The sequence below is a fragment of the Exiguobacterium sp. GL_137 genome, from assembly GCF_057834585.1.
On record NZ_CM174406.1, the window covers coordinates 518522 to 533603 of the forward strand.

Genomic DNA, 15082 nt, shown 5'->3' on the forward strand with positions numbered 1-15082 from the left:
GACAATTCTTATTGATCAAGGTCTATATGCTCAATTCCGAGTGTTTTCAAGTAGTCATAAAGTATGAATATTGTCAGTTTATGAGGGGAATACATCCGTAAAGTTAATTGTCGACCGTTACTATGCAGGCGCATATTAGTGATACGAACTCCTTGTTGTTCCAAAGCTTCTTTTACATATTGAGCGTTTGTTTCACTGGATAGTATCAAATGAGCAACCATGACGTTGGCTTCGAAACGACTATTGTTAAAACGTTTCATTATTCTCGTGATTATTTCTAAAGAAAGAAACAGAAAAATTACTAGAAAAGCGGCTTCATAAATAAATCCCGCCCCGATTGCTATGCCTATCCCGCTTGAACTCCAAATGATGGCAGCTGTTGTCAAGCCGCTGACGATATCATGAGGTCGTCTTAAAATGACACCGGCTCCAATAAAACCGATACCTGCAATGACTTGAGCGACAAGTCGCATTGGGTCCATCTGAATATTTGGCGCAATCTCGCTGTAAAGAAGGACAGACTTAATGGAAACAATGGTTAACAGACAGCTAATCAGGGTAATTACGAGGCTAGTACGTATACCAACAGGTTTGTTTTTGATTTCACGCTCAAATCCTAAAATAATTCCAAAAATAGCAGAAATCATTAATTTTAAAAAATCTTCCAGTTGGAACGAATGGATCCAATTCATGTTTATCAAATCCTTTCTTTACAACGGCTTTGATTTTGTTATAATGAATTTTGTGTCTTTCGAATGAATATACGTTTGATATGAATAGATATACAAGAAATAAAGGACGTGTTAGAGAATGAATCAACAAAAGATCGGCTTTTTTGCTTTAGCCGCAATGGTCATTGGATCGATGGTCGGTGGAGGTGCCTTTAATCTGCCGGGAGCGATGGCTCAAAAAGCAAGTGCAGGTCCGATTTTGATCGGATGGGGAATTACTGGTCTTGGTATGATTATGCTGGCACTGGTATTTCAGCACTTAGCAAACAGTAAACCGGAACTTGAGGGCGGCATTTACGCGTATGCCCGTGAAGGATTCGGACGATTTGTCGGTTTTAACAGCGCCTGGGGATATTGGGTCTCGGCCTGGATCGGGACAGTTGCCAACATAACGTTGGTCTTTAATGCACTCAGTTACTTTTTCCCGATTTTCTCATCAGAAAATCGTGTATTTTTGTTGATAATGAGTATTTTCGTCGTCTGGGGACTTTTTTTCATCGTCTCGAGCGGGATTAAAGAAGCGACACTTGTCAACCTGATTACGACGATCGCCAAGCTCGTTCCGATTTTGATCTTTATTTTACTGGTAGCAATTGCGTTTAATGTGAAGACGTTTAACCTCAATTTTTGGGGAGAAGGAACAGAATTAGGCAGTATCTTTACGCAAGTCAAAGGAACGATGCTTGTAACGCTTTGGGCCTTCGTCGGGATTGAAGGGGCTGTCGTCTTGTCGACACGCGCCAACAAACGGAGTGATGTCGGGAAGGCGACAGTCGTAGGACTTGTCGGAGTACTTGTCATCTACATCCTGATTTCCGTCTTATCGCTCGGTGTTTTGAACCAGGAGCAATTAGCAGGATTACAAGAACCGACAATGGCTTATGTGCTCGAAGCTGCCATTGGTCCGTTTGGAGCCACATTGATTATGATCGGATTGATCATTTCGTTATCAGGAGCATTGCTCGGATGGACGATTCTTGCATCTGAAATTTCCTACCTTGTCGCGAAAGACGGTGCGTTTCCAAAGTTCTTTGCAAAAACGAACCGTAAAGGGGCGCCGGTCGGTGCGTTGCTGATCACTCAAATTGCGACCCAGTTCGTTGCGGGTATCGCCTTATTTTCTGCACAGACGTATTTAGTCTTATCCAGTATTGCCGGAATTTGTGCTTTGTTGCCGTATCTGTTGTCTGCCGTATACAGTGTCCGTTTTTCACGAGCAGAACGTAATACGAAGATGTTAATCTTCTCGACGATTGCTGCTGCCTATTCACTGTGGCTCGTCTACGCTTCAGGGATTTGGTATATCGTCATCGCAGCCCTCGTCTATGCACCGGGTATCATTGCCTACCTGATGGCAGAACGGGAACAGAAACGGGGCGGCATGTCGCGTTACGAAATGATTGCAAGCGGAATTTTAATTATCTTAGCTGCCGTTGCGATTTACGGAATGGTCGGAGGTCAAATTCAATTGTAAGACAAAAAAGCAAGAGGGACGTTAATATCCGTCTTGATAGACAAAACAGGAACCGGATCAGCATCCGGCTCCTGTTTTTTTGTTGTCTGGTATCTATCTCAGTCTTCAGAATTTGCTGAGCCGAAGCGGTGTTCCACTGCATCAACAGACAGTGGTTCAGAGAAAATGAATCCTTGCATTTGTTGGCAAGGCGTCTCTTGTAAATAATGTAAGGCGGTTGCCGTTTCGACACCTTCTGCGACGAGGTTCAGCTTTAAGTTTTGACCAAGTTGAATGATTGAGTCGAGCAACCCGTTTTCTCCTAAATCGATGCCGTCAATGAAGACTTTATCGATCTTGAGTTCATCAATCGGAAAAGCACGCAAATATTGTAAGGAAGAATAACCTGTTCCAAAATCATCAATCGATAATCGGAAGCCAAGCGCTTTGATCAGTTGCATCCGTTCAATTGTCCGCTGTGTTTGTAAAATTGCGATGTTCTCCGTCAATTCAAGGGTGACGAATTGCGGATTAATTATTTTCTGGGTCACGACGTGTTGCAGCGTCCGGACGAACGAGTCACTTTGGAACTGGTGCGGTGAAATATTGATGGCCATCGTCAAATCAGCCGCAATCCGTTTCTGCCAAATGGCGAGCCGCTCACAGGCCTCGATGACGACCCAGTTGTTAATGGGTGTGATCAAAGCGGCTTCTTCCGCAAGTGGAATGAATTCATCAGGAGGAATGCTCCCGAGTGCCGTATGATTCCAACGCAACAGCGCTTCAAAACCATCGACATGCTTGGTTTTCAAGTTGATGATTGGTTGATAGACCAAATGAAGGGCTTGATCCTCTAAAGCCGTAAATAATGAGCGTTCGAGCTGTAATTTCCGGGTGAATTGCTCATCCATTTCATGGGTTAAATATTGAATCGTTCCTGTACCGATTGATTTTCCGGCATACAAGGCCATTTCCGAACGGCGGTACAAATCTTCAAGTGATTTGGCTTCCGAAGGATAGACGGTAATTCCGAACGTACAGGAGATGATTAAGGAATGCCCATTAATATAATAGGGACGTTGCAATACTTGTTGCAGTTTCCGGGCATACTGGAACAGGGCATTCCGGTCGGTGACTTTTAGCAATAAACCAAACAAGTCACTCGTCGGATGGAACGTTAACAGCTGTTTTGCATGTTGAGACAAACGTTTGGCTAACGCTTGTAACAGTTGGTCGCCTACATGTGTACCGAAAGAATCGTTGATGACTTTAAAACGATCAATATCAAATAAGATGAGTGAGATCGGGAAATCATCAGATGCTTGGGAGAATAAGACCTGACCTTCACGAAGGAAGCCTCGTTTATTCAGCAGATGGGTCAATTCATTATGATGGACTAAAAAATCAAGTTCCTGTTCGAGATGTTCGGTTTCCGTAATATCGGTACCAATGAAAATATGTTGGAAACGGACACCATTTACGTCATACACTGGAATCAGGGTGGCACGAAGGACTTTTTTAGAATCATCCTGGGTCGAAATCGATAGTTTTCCGGACCAGGCCTTTTTTCTTTTGATTTGGGAGCGGATCGTCGGAAGAACCTCTTCCGACGAATCGAGGAGGATCGTCCAAGCTTGACCAAGCAACGCATTTGGACAAAATCCTGTAACGTCTGTCAAGTTGGCATTGGCATATTGAATCGTTCCCCGTGCGTCGAAGATGGCGACACAAGCGATTTGATCAAACGCATATCGTAAATCCATCAATCCCTGGAATAACGGTTTGCTTGCATTTTGTTGAGTAGAAGAAGGCAACTGACAGAAAAAAGCACCAAACGGCTCATTTTTGTCATCAAAGAGCGGTGAGACGAGTAACGTCGCTGCTGAATGTTCACCTGACTTATGCAGAAATGTTGTATTGGGTAATTGGATCGATTGTCGTTTTTTTAAAAATGAATGCCAGATTTGCCGACTGAACGCAGCATCTTCCGGATCAAGGAGCGGAATCAATTGTCCGATAACTTCTTGTGCCGACCAGCCCCAGCAGGATTCGGCAGCCTCATTCCAGGAATGAACAGTTAAATCGACGTGCAGAATAAATGCAGGTAAGGGAAATCCTTGCATGACAGTTTCATAGGAATTAATGGTCGAACGATCCATTACGGACGCACACTCCTTTTAAATGATCAGAGATGACGGTTCACTTGTCTTGTCTATTCCCAGTATATTCAATTTTCATGCGGATAAATCCTGTATTTCGATTGAAGATTATCTGTTTGAATCTGTTATAATCAGAATGAAAGCGTTTTCTAAGCGAAAAAAGGGGGATTTATCATGAATCAAACAGAGAAAATTATTTCACAGACAGAGAAATTCGGGGCACACAATTATCATCCACTCCCAATCGTCATCTCGGAGGCAGAAGGGGTTTTCGTTAAAGATCCGGAAGGCCGCGAGTATATGGATATGCTTAGTGCCTATTCAGCTGTAAACCAAGGACACCGTCATCCGAAAATCATCGAAGCCTTAAAACGGCAAGCGGATAAAATTACGCTGACATCCCGCGCCTTTCACAATGACCAGCTCGGATTCTTTTATGAAAAGGTCGCACAATTGACAGGAAAAGATATGGTCCTGCCGATGAATACGGGAGCGGAAGCGGTCGAGACGGCAGTCAAGGCAGCACGTCGCTGGGCGTACGAAGTCAAACAAATTCCGGGAGATGCCGAAATCATCGTCTGCGAAGGAAACTTCCATGGTCGGACGATGACGGCTGTTTCGATGTCAACAGAAGCCGAATATCAACGCGGATTCGGACCACTCTTACCGGGCATCAAAACGATTCCGTACGGGGATTTGGAAGCACTGAAAGGTGCCATCACGGAAAATACAGCTGCCTTCATCGTTGAGCCGATCCAAGGTGAAGCGGGTATCCTGATTCCGTACGAAGGATTCTTGAAAGATGCTCAAGACGTCTGTAAGGAACAAAACGTACTACTCGTCTCGGATGAAATCCAATCAGGACTGGGCCGTTCGGGTAAATGGTTTGCTTCGGACTGGGACAATGTAACACCAGATATGTACATCTTAGGAAAAGCACTGGGTGGCGGCGTGTTCCCGATTTCTTGTGTGGCTGCCAACCACGATATCCTGAGTGTCTTTAATCCGGGATCGCATGGTTCGACATTCGGTGGGAATCCATTGGCCTGTGCGGTATCTGTCGCTTCACTCGAAGTTTTGGAAGAAGAGAAGTTGCCAGAACGTTCACTTGAGCTCGGAACATACTTTATGAACCGTCTAAAAGAAATCGACAATCCGATGATTAAAGAAGTTCGTGGACGTGGACTGTTCATCGGTGTCGAATTGACAGAAGCTGCTCGTCCGTATTGCGAAGCATTAAAAGAAAAAGGATTGCTCTGCAAGGAAACACATGAGACAGTCATTCGTTTTGCACCACCACTCGTCATCACAAAAGAAGAATTAGACTGGGCATTCGAACGGATTGAACAAGTCCTCGGCGTCTCGGTTGCACAGTAATAAACTACTCCCTATCGGAAAGCGATAGGGAGTTTTTTAATCGACTGATTTTTGGATTTAGGACAAATGAGAGCAGAACGATGTTTGAATCTGTTTCAGGTGGGAACATATTATTATGCGTTAAAAAAATAGGGGGTAATGAACATGTCAAACGATAGCGGATTAAGCAAAAAAACGGATGGTTTAGTTGATAAAGTTGCCGGAAAAGCGAAAGAAGCGCTTGGAAAAGCAACAGGAGATAAATCAACAGAACGTGAAGGCAAAAAAGATCAGCTTAAAGGCGATGCTAAAAAAACGGTTGGAAATGTTCAACAGAATCTCGAAGATACAAATCGTCGTTAATCTGTACCCATTAAGGTCCCTTGTGTAGAGGGATCTTTTTTTATGAAAAAATATGTATAAAGGTCTAGTCATTTATATGTGTATGTGGAATAATAATAAATGTTAAAGCGTTTTCATCGTCATGTCATTATTTGTTTTTATTTAAGAAAGGGTGAAGTATATGTTGCAGTTTCTTCAACGAATCGGTAAGGCCTTAATGCTACCGATCGCCGTTTTACCAGCCGCAGGAATTGTCCTTCGACTCGGTTCAGCCGACATGTTGGATGTTCCATTGATGGTGGCAGCAGGTGGTGCGATTTTTGATAATCTTCCACTGATTTTTGCGATTGGTGTCGCGATCGGATTATCGATTGATGCAAGTGGCGCTGCCGGCTTGGCAGGGGCAGTCGGGTATTTGGTCTTAAAAACGGGTGTCGACTCCATGAACAAGGATTATTCGAACGCTCAAATTCAGGCTAAGTACGATGCAATCGCCGCCATTGTCAATGACTCCTCGACGAAAGTGGATGGGGCGACCTTAAGTTCCATTGCCAATCAGGCAACTTTAGGTTCGATGGTCAATATGGCTGTGTTCGGCGGGATCATTGCCGGTATTGTCGCTGGTTTGTTATACAATCGATTTTACAATATTAAATTACCGGATTGGTTAGCGTTCTTCGGTGGACGCCGTTTTGTTCCAATCATCACTTCGGCTGCCATGCTGATCCTGGCATTCATCTTTGGTTACTTATGGCCGTTCATTGAAGATGGCATCAATAATGCGGGAGAATGGATGGTCAGCCTTGGGGCGGGAGGAGCCGCACTGTTTGGATTCTTCAACCGTCTGTTGATTCCTGTCGGTCTTCACCATGTCTTGAACAATATTTTCTGGTTCGTCTTCGGTTCATACGAAAAAGCGGATGGAACGATTGCGAATGGCGATATCGCACGGTTCTTCGCAGGAGATCCAACAGCCGGTATTTATCAAGCAGGATTTTTCCCAATCATGATGTTCGCTTTACCGGCAGCGGCCGCAGCGATGGTCATGGCAGCACGCAAAGAAAATCGGAAAGCAGTCGCGGGAGCGATGATCGGTTTGGGATTAACGTCGTTCCTGACGGGAATTACGGAACCGATTGAGTTTTCGTTCATGTTCTTATCTCCGGTATTATATGTTATTCATGCCGTATTGACGGGTGTTTCCATGGCAGTCGTCAACCTGCTCGGTATACTGCACGGATTCTCCTTCTCGGCCGGATTCATCGATTATGTCCTGAACTTCGGAATCGCGACAAAACCGTTACTTTTACTGGTCGTCGGTCTGGTGTTCGCGGTCATCTATTACTTCCTGTTCTACTTCATGATCACGAAATTTGATTTGAAGACGCCAGGGCGTGAAGATGAAACACTTGTGACGGATGCAGGACCGGTCACAGGGGTATCGGACGATAAGTATGAGCAACAAGCAGCCCGGATTTTTGCGGGATTACAAGGAACGGAAAACGTCACATCGATTGATAACTGTGCGACACGTCTCCGTCTCCAAGTGAAAGATTCGACTATCATTGATGAAGCAGCGATTAAAGCGGCAGGCGCAAAAGGTGTCATGAAGATGGGGGCAAAAAATGTCCAAATCATCATTGGGACGGATGTTGAATTTGTCGCTGATGCGATGAAACGTCAAAAATAATGTCAAAAAAACGACCTTTCCTGATTAATCAGGAGAGGTCGTTTTGACGTGGGGCAGAGCTGGTCGACTGTTTCAAACTGCTGACATAAATCGGATAGAAAATCCCAATCAGTATGATGATGATCCCAATCCACTGTGAACCGGAAAGATGCTCACCGAGTATGAGGACCGAACAGATGACCGCAGTCGGCAGTTCTGCTGCACCAAGCAGTGAGACGCTGGCAGGACTTAGGTGTGGAGCTCCTGCTGCGAACAACAGCGGTGGTAAAATTAAGGCAAACAGACCAAGCGGAAGGGCATACCAGATCAGTCCTTGTTCGAAATTCGCTGCAGTCAAGAATGTCGTAGGTGGATACATGATCATGACGAACAGAAGTCCACCCGTCATCATATAAAAACTTTTTTTAATGACAGGTACATGATTTGCGACCCGACCACTGGCAAGCAGGAAGATCGAGAAACTGACGGCTGCTCCAAGTCCAAACAACGTACCGCGCACGTCAAGAGCGCTGGTGTAAGCCGCGCTGGCTAAAATAGCACCACCAATTAACAGGATGGCAGATAAAAAATGGGGGCGTGAAGGCAATCTTCTTGCAAGAATCGAATCAATCACGACACCAATCCATGTGAATTGGAAGAGGAGAATGATGGCGACAGAAGCAGAAACAGTTTGCAGGCTTTGGTAATACAGGTAGCCGGTCGTTCCGCTTGAAATCCCGATTGCCATCAAAGTAAAAGCAGTTTTAGGATGAAGACGAAGATTTTTCGACAGCAGAGCTAAGATGAAAATCATCAGCCACCCGAAGAAGAATTGGCTTCCGGAAACAGCGGCCGAATTAAATCCTGCCTCGTAAGCCAGTTTGACGATTGTCGACAGGACGCCGTAACTAATGGCGCCGATTAAGACGAAAAGTGTTGCTTTTGAACGATTCATACAGATTCCTCCATGTTTTAGAACGCACAAAAAAGGTTGCAACGGGGCCTTGTCCAGGTTTTTTGGACAGGGTTTGGTTGCAACCTGTGTGAGTTATTTAATGTTGAGTCCAGCCTTTTTGTAAAAGGTTGGCTTTAATTCATTGTAGCGGACGGTCAATTGATTAAAGGTTTTGAGTGCCTCTGTTGCTTGACGGGAAGTCCGGTTTAAATCAGCTGTTGCTTCATCAATCTTAACGAAGTTCGGTTTTTCGGTCAAGTAGGAAAGCACTTTCTTTTCTGAAGCAATCGTCGCCGCATAACGTTTCAAAAACGTATCAAAAGCCTTCTCACGCTCTTTAAAGACATCGATAAGGGCTGTGCCGTCTTTTTTAGCGGCAGACAACGAAGATAAGGTACTCGTTAATTCCGCAAGGTCTAACTCATCAAAAGCACGGGTACGGATTGTTTGTTCTTGTTTTAACAATTTGACACGATTTTGATTCAGAGCGGTCAATTCATCCCGTTCATTTTGCGCCCGTTTAATATCATCGGCCCCAGCTTCGAGGACGGCTTGATAGGTATTGACGGAAATTTCATCTTGACGCGTCCGTTGCTCGGCGACGACTGCTGCTTTTTGTTCGGACTTCGCTTGTTCTTCCAACTGCTCGTATATCGAAGCGGCCGGGTCACTCGAGCAGGCACTGAGAACCAAGAGGCCGAGACAGGTCAAACAACTGGTGAGGATCATCCGTTTATTAATCATGAAAGGAACTCCTTATAAATTAGAGAATTTTGCGAAATTATACGGGACATGAAAATCTTCATCATAGATGGAAAACTGATAGCCTTTTTTCTTTAATCCAGCAACAATTGCCGGTAATGCCCGCAATGTTTGTGGTTGTTCATGCAACAGGATGATTTCGACCGGGTCTTCTGCACGGCTGATGACAGTTTTGGCAACTTCCTTGGCACTATCTTTGTAGTACCAGTCCATCGAATCGATCGACCAATCCCACACCCGAAGTTTCGCCTGTTCGATTTCTTTTGCAATCGACTTGTTAATACCAGGTGTTGATCCATAAGGAGGACGTGTCAGCAACGGACTGTGATTCGTCAGTTGTTTGATTTGTTTTTGGACTTGAAGCATCTCGGGAACATACTGTTTTTTCTTATACAGGGTGTCATAATCATGAGTTTCACTGTGTGGTCCGATATAATGTCCAGCCTTTGCTATCGAGCGGACGACATCCGGTTGTTCATCGATGTTACTTCCGATCAAAAAGAAAGTCGCTTTAACTTCTTGGTCTTGTAACGATTTCAAGATGTCCGGAGTCAATGCAGTCGGTCCGTCTTCAAATGTCAGATACGCCACTTTTTTAGTAATCCCGTTCCATTTCTCGACGCGTGCCTTATCCAGGTTCGGAGTCGGAACTTCCCGCAAAGATTGGACGGGTTTTACGCTCGCTTGTTGTTGTGTCGAAGCAAGGTACTGATAAACGATATAACCGCCAATCGGAAGAAGAATCATCGCCAGTACGATCAAAAGCTTAGCGAAATACTTTCGTTTTGGTTTTCGGTGTCTTGGTCCAAGGCCGATTGGATTGCCTGAGTTGTATGAATCCATTGATGTCTGAGCTCCTTTACGGAAAATCTTATGAGTTAAATGTAACATTTTGTCTGTTTCATTTGTAACAAAAATATTACAAAAAGATGACTACAGAACCTATAATTCAAAAAAAGTTGATTAAGATAGAAATAGTGTTATATTTTCAAACAAAAAAGAAGTCCATCCGCTACCGGAGACTTCTTTCTTCAAGCAACTTTACGATTAGTGTTCTGTAACAGCACACTCATCACATTCTGTTTTATACGATTCGCATTGTTCATCCATTTCTTTTCCGCAATGAGAGCAGGTTTTGACCGGAAGTTGACGGTAAAACTCGGGAGAGGTCTCTTGGTAAAGGGGTTGTTCCATGATTGTATTCCTCCTCTTAGTATATGGATGTACCAGCAAATAACACTGAATTTATTTTATTGTACTAGTACAGATTTGATATGTCAATCTTTGTTTTATAACAGAAGAGTCTTTAGCGAGTCTTGTCATATGACAGGTAGCGTAGAGGATGATACGATAACAAAGTAAACAGATGTACTTAGAGGGGGATCATTATGAATCAAACACTATCTGACACACTATCAATTTTGACAGAACGCCGGTCAGTTCGTCATTACGATGAGACATTCACGCTTTCACAAGAAGAAGTCCAAGAATTGGTTGAATTGACGACAGCTGCACCAAGTGCCTGGAACTTGCAACATTGGCATTTCGTTGCCTTCCATTCGGAAGAAGCGAAACAACGATTAGCTCCAATCGCTTACAATCAGCCGGCCATCAGTTCTTCTTCCGTCGTCATTGCCGTACTAGGGGATTTACAGGCAAACCGAAACTATAATCCGGTTTATGGACCAGCCGTAGAAGCAGGAGGCATGACGGAAGACTTGTTTGACTCGATCAAAGGACAAGTAGAAGGGGCATATCAAAGCGAGGCTTACGCGAGAGATGCAGCCATGTCAAACGCAAGTTTAGCTGCGATGCAACTGATGCTAGTTGCTGAAGCAAAAGGACTCTCGACACTCGCGATGGGCGGATTCAATCATCAACTCTTTACAGAAACGTTCATTACAGACGAACGTTATGTCCCGGTCATGTTGATTGCTGTCGGGAAAGCAGTCGAAGACGCGAAAAAACGTCCGGCGCTCCGTTTACCGGTCGATCAAGTGACGACCATTCTATAAGTAAAAGGGAGGGGCTGACTTAAAATAAAGTTCAGCCCCTTCATTTTTATTTTTCATATTTTTTTAGAAAAGTACTTGTCAGATGGTTAGTTTCTTGCTATATTAATACATGTCCTAGCAAGTACATAACGTACTGCATCATGATTCTGTAGCTCAGCTGGGAGAGCGCTACCTTGACAGGGTAGAGGTCGCTGGTTCGAGCCCAGTCAGAATCATACCAAAAACCCGTTCATCTTTGGATGAGCGGGTTTTTTTGTTTTAATCATTGGCTTGAAGTTCATCTTCTGTCACCCATTTATGATTTTTAATCGTTTTTCCACCGGTTGTCGGTTTAAAATCGACCATATACACGGTTGTCTGATCTGCTTGATCAATGGTCGCTTTTGCACCATCCATACCTTTCATGTGATCAGCAGCTAAAGTCACCTCATCACCTGCTTGTAACGGTGAAGCCGGAACCGGGTTAAGTTCTTCCTGAATCACCCATTTATGATTGCTGACTTTTTTACCACCGTTCGTTGGTGTATAGCTGACTTCATATACTGTTGTATCAAATGAATCGACGATTGTTGCTTTTGCGCCATCCATCCCTTTCATATGATCAGAGGACAGAAGGACGTCTGATCCGTCTTTAAACTTCGGATTTTCAGCTTGTTTCAGTCCAGCGGGAATTTTCCCGTCACTTGAATGCATCATCCCTGCATGGGAATCGTTCTTATTATCATGCATATCGTGTGAAGTAGAGGAATTGGAATCAGATCCGCAGGCACCTAAACTTAGGACAGCAGAAAGAGCGAGTGATGTAACAAGTAGTTGTTTTTTCATAAAAAAATACCTCCTGTAGTAATTTGGTTATGTGACTACTATACCCGTGTTTCGTGCAGAAACCGTGCAGAAAGAGTGACAATTCAATTACCTGACTGAACGAGTCATTGGAAAAGTGTATCGTAATAGTGAAGAAAAAGGAGGAGCAGGGCATGCGGCATATTTCGTACTACATTGGTCTACTTTTTTTGACTGCCATTCTTTTCATCGGCGGCATTCTGTTCAGTACCCTCTATTTAAACCTTGTGAATCAAAGGACGAATGAAGTGGTCCTCGGTTTGCTGAACCGAGGGAACACGCACCGCGATGTCCTCGAGGAATCATTTCATGCGGAAACATTGGAACATGTCAGTTTGATGGAATCAGCATCCGAATTTACAGTCGTTATCACGGATCAAAAAGGAAAAATTTTAAAGGCTTCGCATCCACTTACTCCTAAAATGAAAGTAGAGCTTATCCATACGGAATTTCAAACACAACGAAAAGATCGGATTTTAAGAGCTCAAGCGGAAACGAAGGATTTTTTAATGACAGATAGTCCAATCACGATTTCAGGTGTTCATCGTGGGCATGTCTTCATGTTTGCTCCGGAAACGTTAATTCAACAAGTCGTTAACCCGTTAAGACAACAATTCATTCAAGTTGGTATCATTGCCGTTCTTCTGTCGCTTGCGACTGTCGTGCTGTGTACACGATTGATTTCAAGACCGCTCATTGAGATGGAGCGTGCGACGGCCAAGTTGAAAGAAGGAAACCTTGACGTGGATTTACCGGTAAACCGCTCGGATGAGCTTGGGGCACTGGCACGCTCCATCACACAGTTGGCAAAAGATCTCGATTTTTTGAATCGTGAACGGACAGAATTTTTAGCAAATATCTCGCACGAACTTCGAACTCCGCTGACCTACATGAAGGGTTATGCGGATATATTACATCGTCCAAACTTGCCGGAATCTGAAAAAACAGCTTATCTGTCGATTATCAAAGAAGAAAGCGATCATTTGAGCACATTGATTGAACAGCTGATGTTACTGGCACGTTCCGATACGAATGCATTCTCAGTTGAACGAGTGCCGCTTGCGCTCGATCAATTGATTGTCTCGACGACAGAGAAAATGCGACCTGCAATTGAAGAAAAAGGGCTGCATTTGCATGTATCAGGGGAACCGGTAGAGATAGCAGGAGATGAAATTCGGCTCAAGCAAGTGCTGATAAATGTATTGGATAACGCAAAAAAATATACAGCAACCGGTGAAATCGTCGTCCGATACGGCAGGAATGAAACAGGACCGTATTTTCAAGTACGTGATACAGGAAGCGGCATCAGCCAAGAAAGTTTACCCCATGTGACAAAACGTCTGTACCGCAGTGAACCGTCACGATCACGAAGCCGGGGCGGATCAGGGCTTGGTTTGACGATTGCCTTGGCAATCGTTCAAGCACACGATGCGACATTAGATATCAAGAGTGAAAAGAATGCCGGGACGAGTGTGATGATTCAATGGAAGGTGTGAAGAAATGGCTCGAATTTTAATCGTTGATGATGAACAACGGATGCTTCAATTAATGAAGTTATATCTGGTACCCTATGGTCATACATGTCATTTAGCCGACACGGCCGAAAAAGCGCTCGACATCGTCAAGACCGTTCCCATCGATTTGGCTTTACTCGATGTCATGATGCCCGATATGGATGGATGGACGTTGTGTGAAAATATAAGACGAATGGCTGATTTTCCAATCATTATGGTGACAGCGCGGAATCAAATGGAAGATGTGCTACGGGGGCGCAAAGTCGGTGCAGATGATTATGTGGCAAAGCCGATTCATGAAGGAGAATTATTAGGACGAATCGAACTGTTGATTGGTCGAGAAAAGCGGGAGCAGTATGCATTTCATGGACTACAGTATGACGTCGCAGGATATCATTGTACATTCGACGGACAAAAAATCTTACTGACGAAAACAGAGTTTCAACTTTTAGGAAAACTCTTGACGTCCGTGAATGGCGTCTTATCAAGAGAACAATTGGTTTTGTCGCTGTGGGGCGATGATCAATCGATTGAACCACGAACGATTGATTCTCATATGCGTCATCTTCGTGAGAAATTGCGCCGTTCCGGTTTTCCAATCGATGAGTATTTGGAGACTGTCCGAGGTGTGGGTTATCGTTTGCTGGAGCAGACAAAAGACAGCTAAAAGGAGAATTGAAATGACAACGACAATTTATTTGGTCCGTCATGCGCATTCGACCTATTCTACAGACGAAAAAGCGCGTCCTTTATCAGAACAAGGGAGATACGATGCGGAACAACTGACGACTCTTTTTGAAGGGATTAAACCGGACCAGATTTACGCGAGTCCGTATCGGCGAGCGATTGAGACGGTCCAGCCTTTAGCAGAACAATACGGATTAGTCATTCAAGAAGCAGCGGCTTTTCAAGAACGGTTATTGGCGCCCGAAGAACTGCCGGATTTTCAACAGGCTGTCGGTTATGTATGGGAACATCCGGATGAAAATCCGTATGGAGGTGAATCAAATGTTACGGCACAACGGCGTATCGTGCCTGAGATCAAACGATTACTAGAAAAACATAAAGATCAAACCGTCGTCATCGGAACACACGGGAATATCATGGTGTTATTAATGCAACATTTTGATCCGGCATATGGATATGCGTTCTGGAAAACGCTAAAGATGCCGGCTGTGTATCAAATGACATTTAAAGACGAAACCTTCCTTCAGATTGAAGAAGTTTGTCAGCATAACTAAAAAAACAGGAGATTGTCCCTTCGATAAGGGACCTTCTCCTGT

Annotated in this window: 15 protein-coding genes and 1 tRNA gene; 9 read left to right on the top strand and 7 right to left on the bottom strand. The window is 44.1% G+C overall.

The window, feature by feature from the left end:
• Positions 1-8 precede the first annotated feature (8 nt).
• The gene (locus AC3IRK_RS02730) at positions 9-692 is read right to left on the bottom strand and encodes an MgtC/SapB family protein (protein ID WP_131504295.1); all 684 of its coding nucleotides are present in this window, start codon (positions 690-692) and stop codon (positions 9-11) included.
• Positions 693-810: 118 nt separating this feature from the next.
• Here AC3IRK_RS02730 and AC3IRK_RS02735 point away from each other — a divergent pair, with 118 nt between their 5' ends.
• On the top strand, positions 811-2205 hold the full coding sequence (locus tag AC3IRK_RS02735) for a basic amino acid/polyamine antiporter (RefSeq protein ID WP_188005148.1): 1395 nt from the start codon (positions 811-813) through the stop codon (positions 2203-2205).
• 98 nt (positions 2206-2303) lie between these two features.
• Here AC3IRK_RS02735 and AC3IRK_RS02740 read toward each other — a convergent pair whose 3' ends face one another.
• A complete protein-coding gene (locus tag AC3IRK_RS02740) occupies positions 2304-4343 on the bottom strand; it encodes an EAL domain-containing protein (RefSeq protein WP_131504293.1) in 2040 nt (679 codons plus the stop codon).
• Between the two features lie 174 nt (positions 4344-4517).
• Between AC3IRK_RS02740 and AC3IRK_RS02745 the strand changes: the two genes are divergently transcribed.
• The 3 genes from AC3IRK_RS02745 to nagE all read left to right on the top strand — a co-directional run bounded on the left by AC3IRK_RS02745 (position 4518) and on the right by nagE (position 7731).
• Complete coding sequence (locus tag AC3IRK_RS02745) at positions 4518-5720, top strand: ornithine--oxo-acid transaminase (RefSeq protein ID WP_131504292.1); 1203 nt, start codon at positions 4518-4520, stop codon at positions 5718-5720.
• A gap of 144 nt (positions 5721-5864) precedes the next feature.
• Positions 5865-6062, top strand: a complete 198-nt coding sequence (locus tag AC3IRK_RS02750; protein ID WP_114596916.1) for a CsbD family protein — start codon at positions 5865-5867, stop codon at positions 6060-6062.
• A gap of 160 nt (positions 6063-6222) precedes the next feature.
• Entirely contained in the window at positions 6223-7731 is a 1509-nt protein-coding gene (nagE, locus tag AC3IRK_RS02755; RefSeq protein ID WP_131973660.1) for an N-acetylglucosamine-specific PTS transporter subunit IIBC, read from the top strand.
• Between the two features lie 28 nt (positions 7732-7759).
• On the opposite strand, the gene AC3IRK_RS02760 is transcribed toward nagE, so the two are convergent.
• The 4 genes from AC3IRK_RS02760 to yhfH form a co-directional block, all read right to left on the bottom strand.
• Entirely contained in the window at positions 7760-8665 is a 906-nt protein-coding gene (locus AC3IRK_RS02760) for an EamA family transporter (RefSeq protein ID WP_131504290.1), read from the bottom strand.
• A gap of 93 nt (positions 8666-8758) precedes the next feature.
• On the bottom strand, positions 8759-9409 hold the full coding sequence (locus AC3IRK_RS02765; RefSeq protein ID WP_214855477.1) for a YkyA family protein: 651 nt from the start codon (positions 9407-9409) through the stop codon (positions 8759-8761).
• A gap of 12 nt (positions 9410-9421) precedes the next feature.
• Positions 9422-10270, bottom strand: coding sequence for a polysaccharide deacetylase family protein (locus tag AC3IRK_RS02770; RefSeq protein ID WP_131973657.1), 849 nt, complete (start codon positions 10268-10270; stop codon positions 9422-9424).
• 204 nt (positions 10271-10474) lie between these two features.
• Positions 10475-10621, bottom strand: a complete 147-nt coding sequence (yhfH, locus tag AC3IRK_RS02775) for a protein YhfH (protein ID WP_251135546.1) — start codon at positions 10619-10621, stop codon at positions 10475-10477.
• A 194-nt stretch (positions 10622-10815) separates the two neighbouring features.
• On the opposite strand from yhfH, the gene AC3IRK_RS02780 reads away from it, so the two are divergent.
• On the top strand, positions 10816-11442 hold the full coding sequence (locus tag AC3IRK_RS02780; RefSeq protein ID WP_131504287.1) for a nitroreductase family protein: 627 nt from the start codon (positions 10816-10818) through the stop codon (positions 11440-11442).
• Positions 11443-11584: 142 nt separating this feature from the next.
• Positions 11585-11657: transfer RNA gene (locus AC3IRK_RS02785), tRNA-Val, on the top strand.
• Between the two features lie 43 nt (positions 11658-11700).
• On the opposite strand, the gene AC3IRK_RS02790 is transcribed toward AC3IRK_RS02785, so the two are convergent.
• The gene (locus AC3IRK_RS02790) at positions 11701-12267 is read right to left on the bottom strand and encodes a YdhK family protein (RefSeq protein WP_131973656.1); all 567 of its coding nucleotides are present in this window, start codon (positions 12265-12267) and stop codon (positions 11701-11703) included.
• A 152-nt stretch (positions 12268-12419) separates the two neighbouring features.
• On the opposite strand from AC3IRK_RS02790, the gene AC3IRK_RS02795 reads away from it, so the two are divergent.
• Genes AC3IRK_RS02795 through AC3IRK_RS02805 form a run of 3 tightly spaced genes read left to right on the top strand, consistent with a single transcriptional unit; the run spans position 12420 to position 15040 of the window.
• The gene (locus AC3IRK_RS02795) at positions 12420-13781 is read left to right on the top strand and encodes a sensor histidine kinase (protein ID WP_131504285.1); all 1362 of its coding nucleotides are present in this window, start codon (positions 12420-12422) and stop codon (positions 13779-13781) included.
• A gap of 4 nt (positions 13782-13785) precedes the next feature.
• Positions 13786-14466, top strand: coding sequence for a response regulator transcription factor (locus AC3IRK_RS02800; RefSeq protein WP_131973655.1), 681 nt, complete (start codon positions 13786-13788; stop codon positions 14464-14466).
• A gap of 13 nt (positions 14467-14479) precedes the next feature.
• On the top strand, positions 14480-15040 hold the full coding sequence (locus AC3IRK_RS02805) for a histidine phosphatase family protein (protein WP_012369422.1): 561 nt from the start codon (positions 14480-14482) through the stop codon (positions 15038-15040).
• Positions 15041-15082 lie beyond the last annotated feature (42 nt).

Bases quoted from the DNA above. Each gene is read 5' to 3' on its own strand.
- AC3IRK_RS02805 (WP_012369422.1), top strand. From the start codon at position 14,480: ATGACAACGACAATTTATTTGGTCCGTCATGCGCATTCGACCTATTCT.
- AC3IRK_RS02735 (WP_188005148.1), top strand. From the start codon at position 811: ATGAATCAACAAAAGATCGGCTTTTTTGCTTTAGCCGCAATGGTCATT.
- AC3IRK_RS02780 (WP_131504287.1), top strand. From the start codon at position 10,816: ATGAATCAAACACTATCTGACACACTATCAATTTTGACAGAACGCCGG.
- AC3IRK_RS02800 (WP_131973655.1), top strand. From the start codon at position 13,786: ATGGCTCGAATTTTAATCGTTGATGATGAACAACGGATGCTTCAATTA.
- AC3IRK_RS02730 (WP_131504295.1), bottom strand. From the start codon at position 692: ATGAATTGGATCCATTCGTTCCAACTGGAAGATTTTTTAAAATTAATG.
- AC3IRK_RS02790 (WP_131973656.1), bottom strand. From the start codon at position 12,267: ATGAAAAAACAACTACTTGTTACATCACTCGCTCTTTCTGCTGTCCTA.
- AC3IRK_RS02760 (WP_131504290.1), bottom strand. From the start codon at position 8,665: ATGAATCGTTCAAAAGCAACACTTTTCGTCTTAATCGGCGCCATTAGT.
- yhfH (WP_251135546.1), bottom strand. From the start codon at position 10,621: ATGGAACAACCCCTTTACCAAGAGACCTCTCCCGAGTTTTACCGTCAA.
- nagE (WP_131973660.1), top strand. From the start codon at position 6,223: ATGTTGCAGTTTCTTCAACGAATCGGTAAGGCCTTAATGCTACCGATC.
- AC3IRK_RS02740 (WP_131504293.1), bottom strand. From the start codon at position 4,343: ATGGATCGTTCGACCATTAATTCCTATGAAACTGTCATGCAAGGATTT.
- AC3IRK_RS02750 (WP_114596916.1), top strand. From the start codon at position 5,865: ATGTCAAACGATAGCGGATTAAGCAAAAAAACGGATGGTTTAGTTGAT.
- AC3IRK_RS02770 (WP_131973657.1), bottom strand. From the start codon at position 10,270: ATGGATTCATACAACTCAGGCAATCCAATCGGCCTTGGACCAAGACAC.
- AC3IRK_RS02765 (WP_214855477.1), bottom strand. From the start codon at position 9,409: ATGATTAATAAACGGATGATCCTCACCAGTTGTTTGACCTGTCTCGGC.
- AC3IRK_RS02745 (WP_131504292.1), top strand. From the start codon at position 4,518: ATGAATCAAACAGAGAAAATTATTTCACAGACAGAGAAATTCGGGGCA.
- AC3IRK_RS02795 (WP_131504285.1), top strand. From the start codon at position 12,420: ATGCGGCATATTTCGTACTACATTGGTCTACTTTTTTTGACTGCCATT.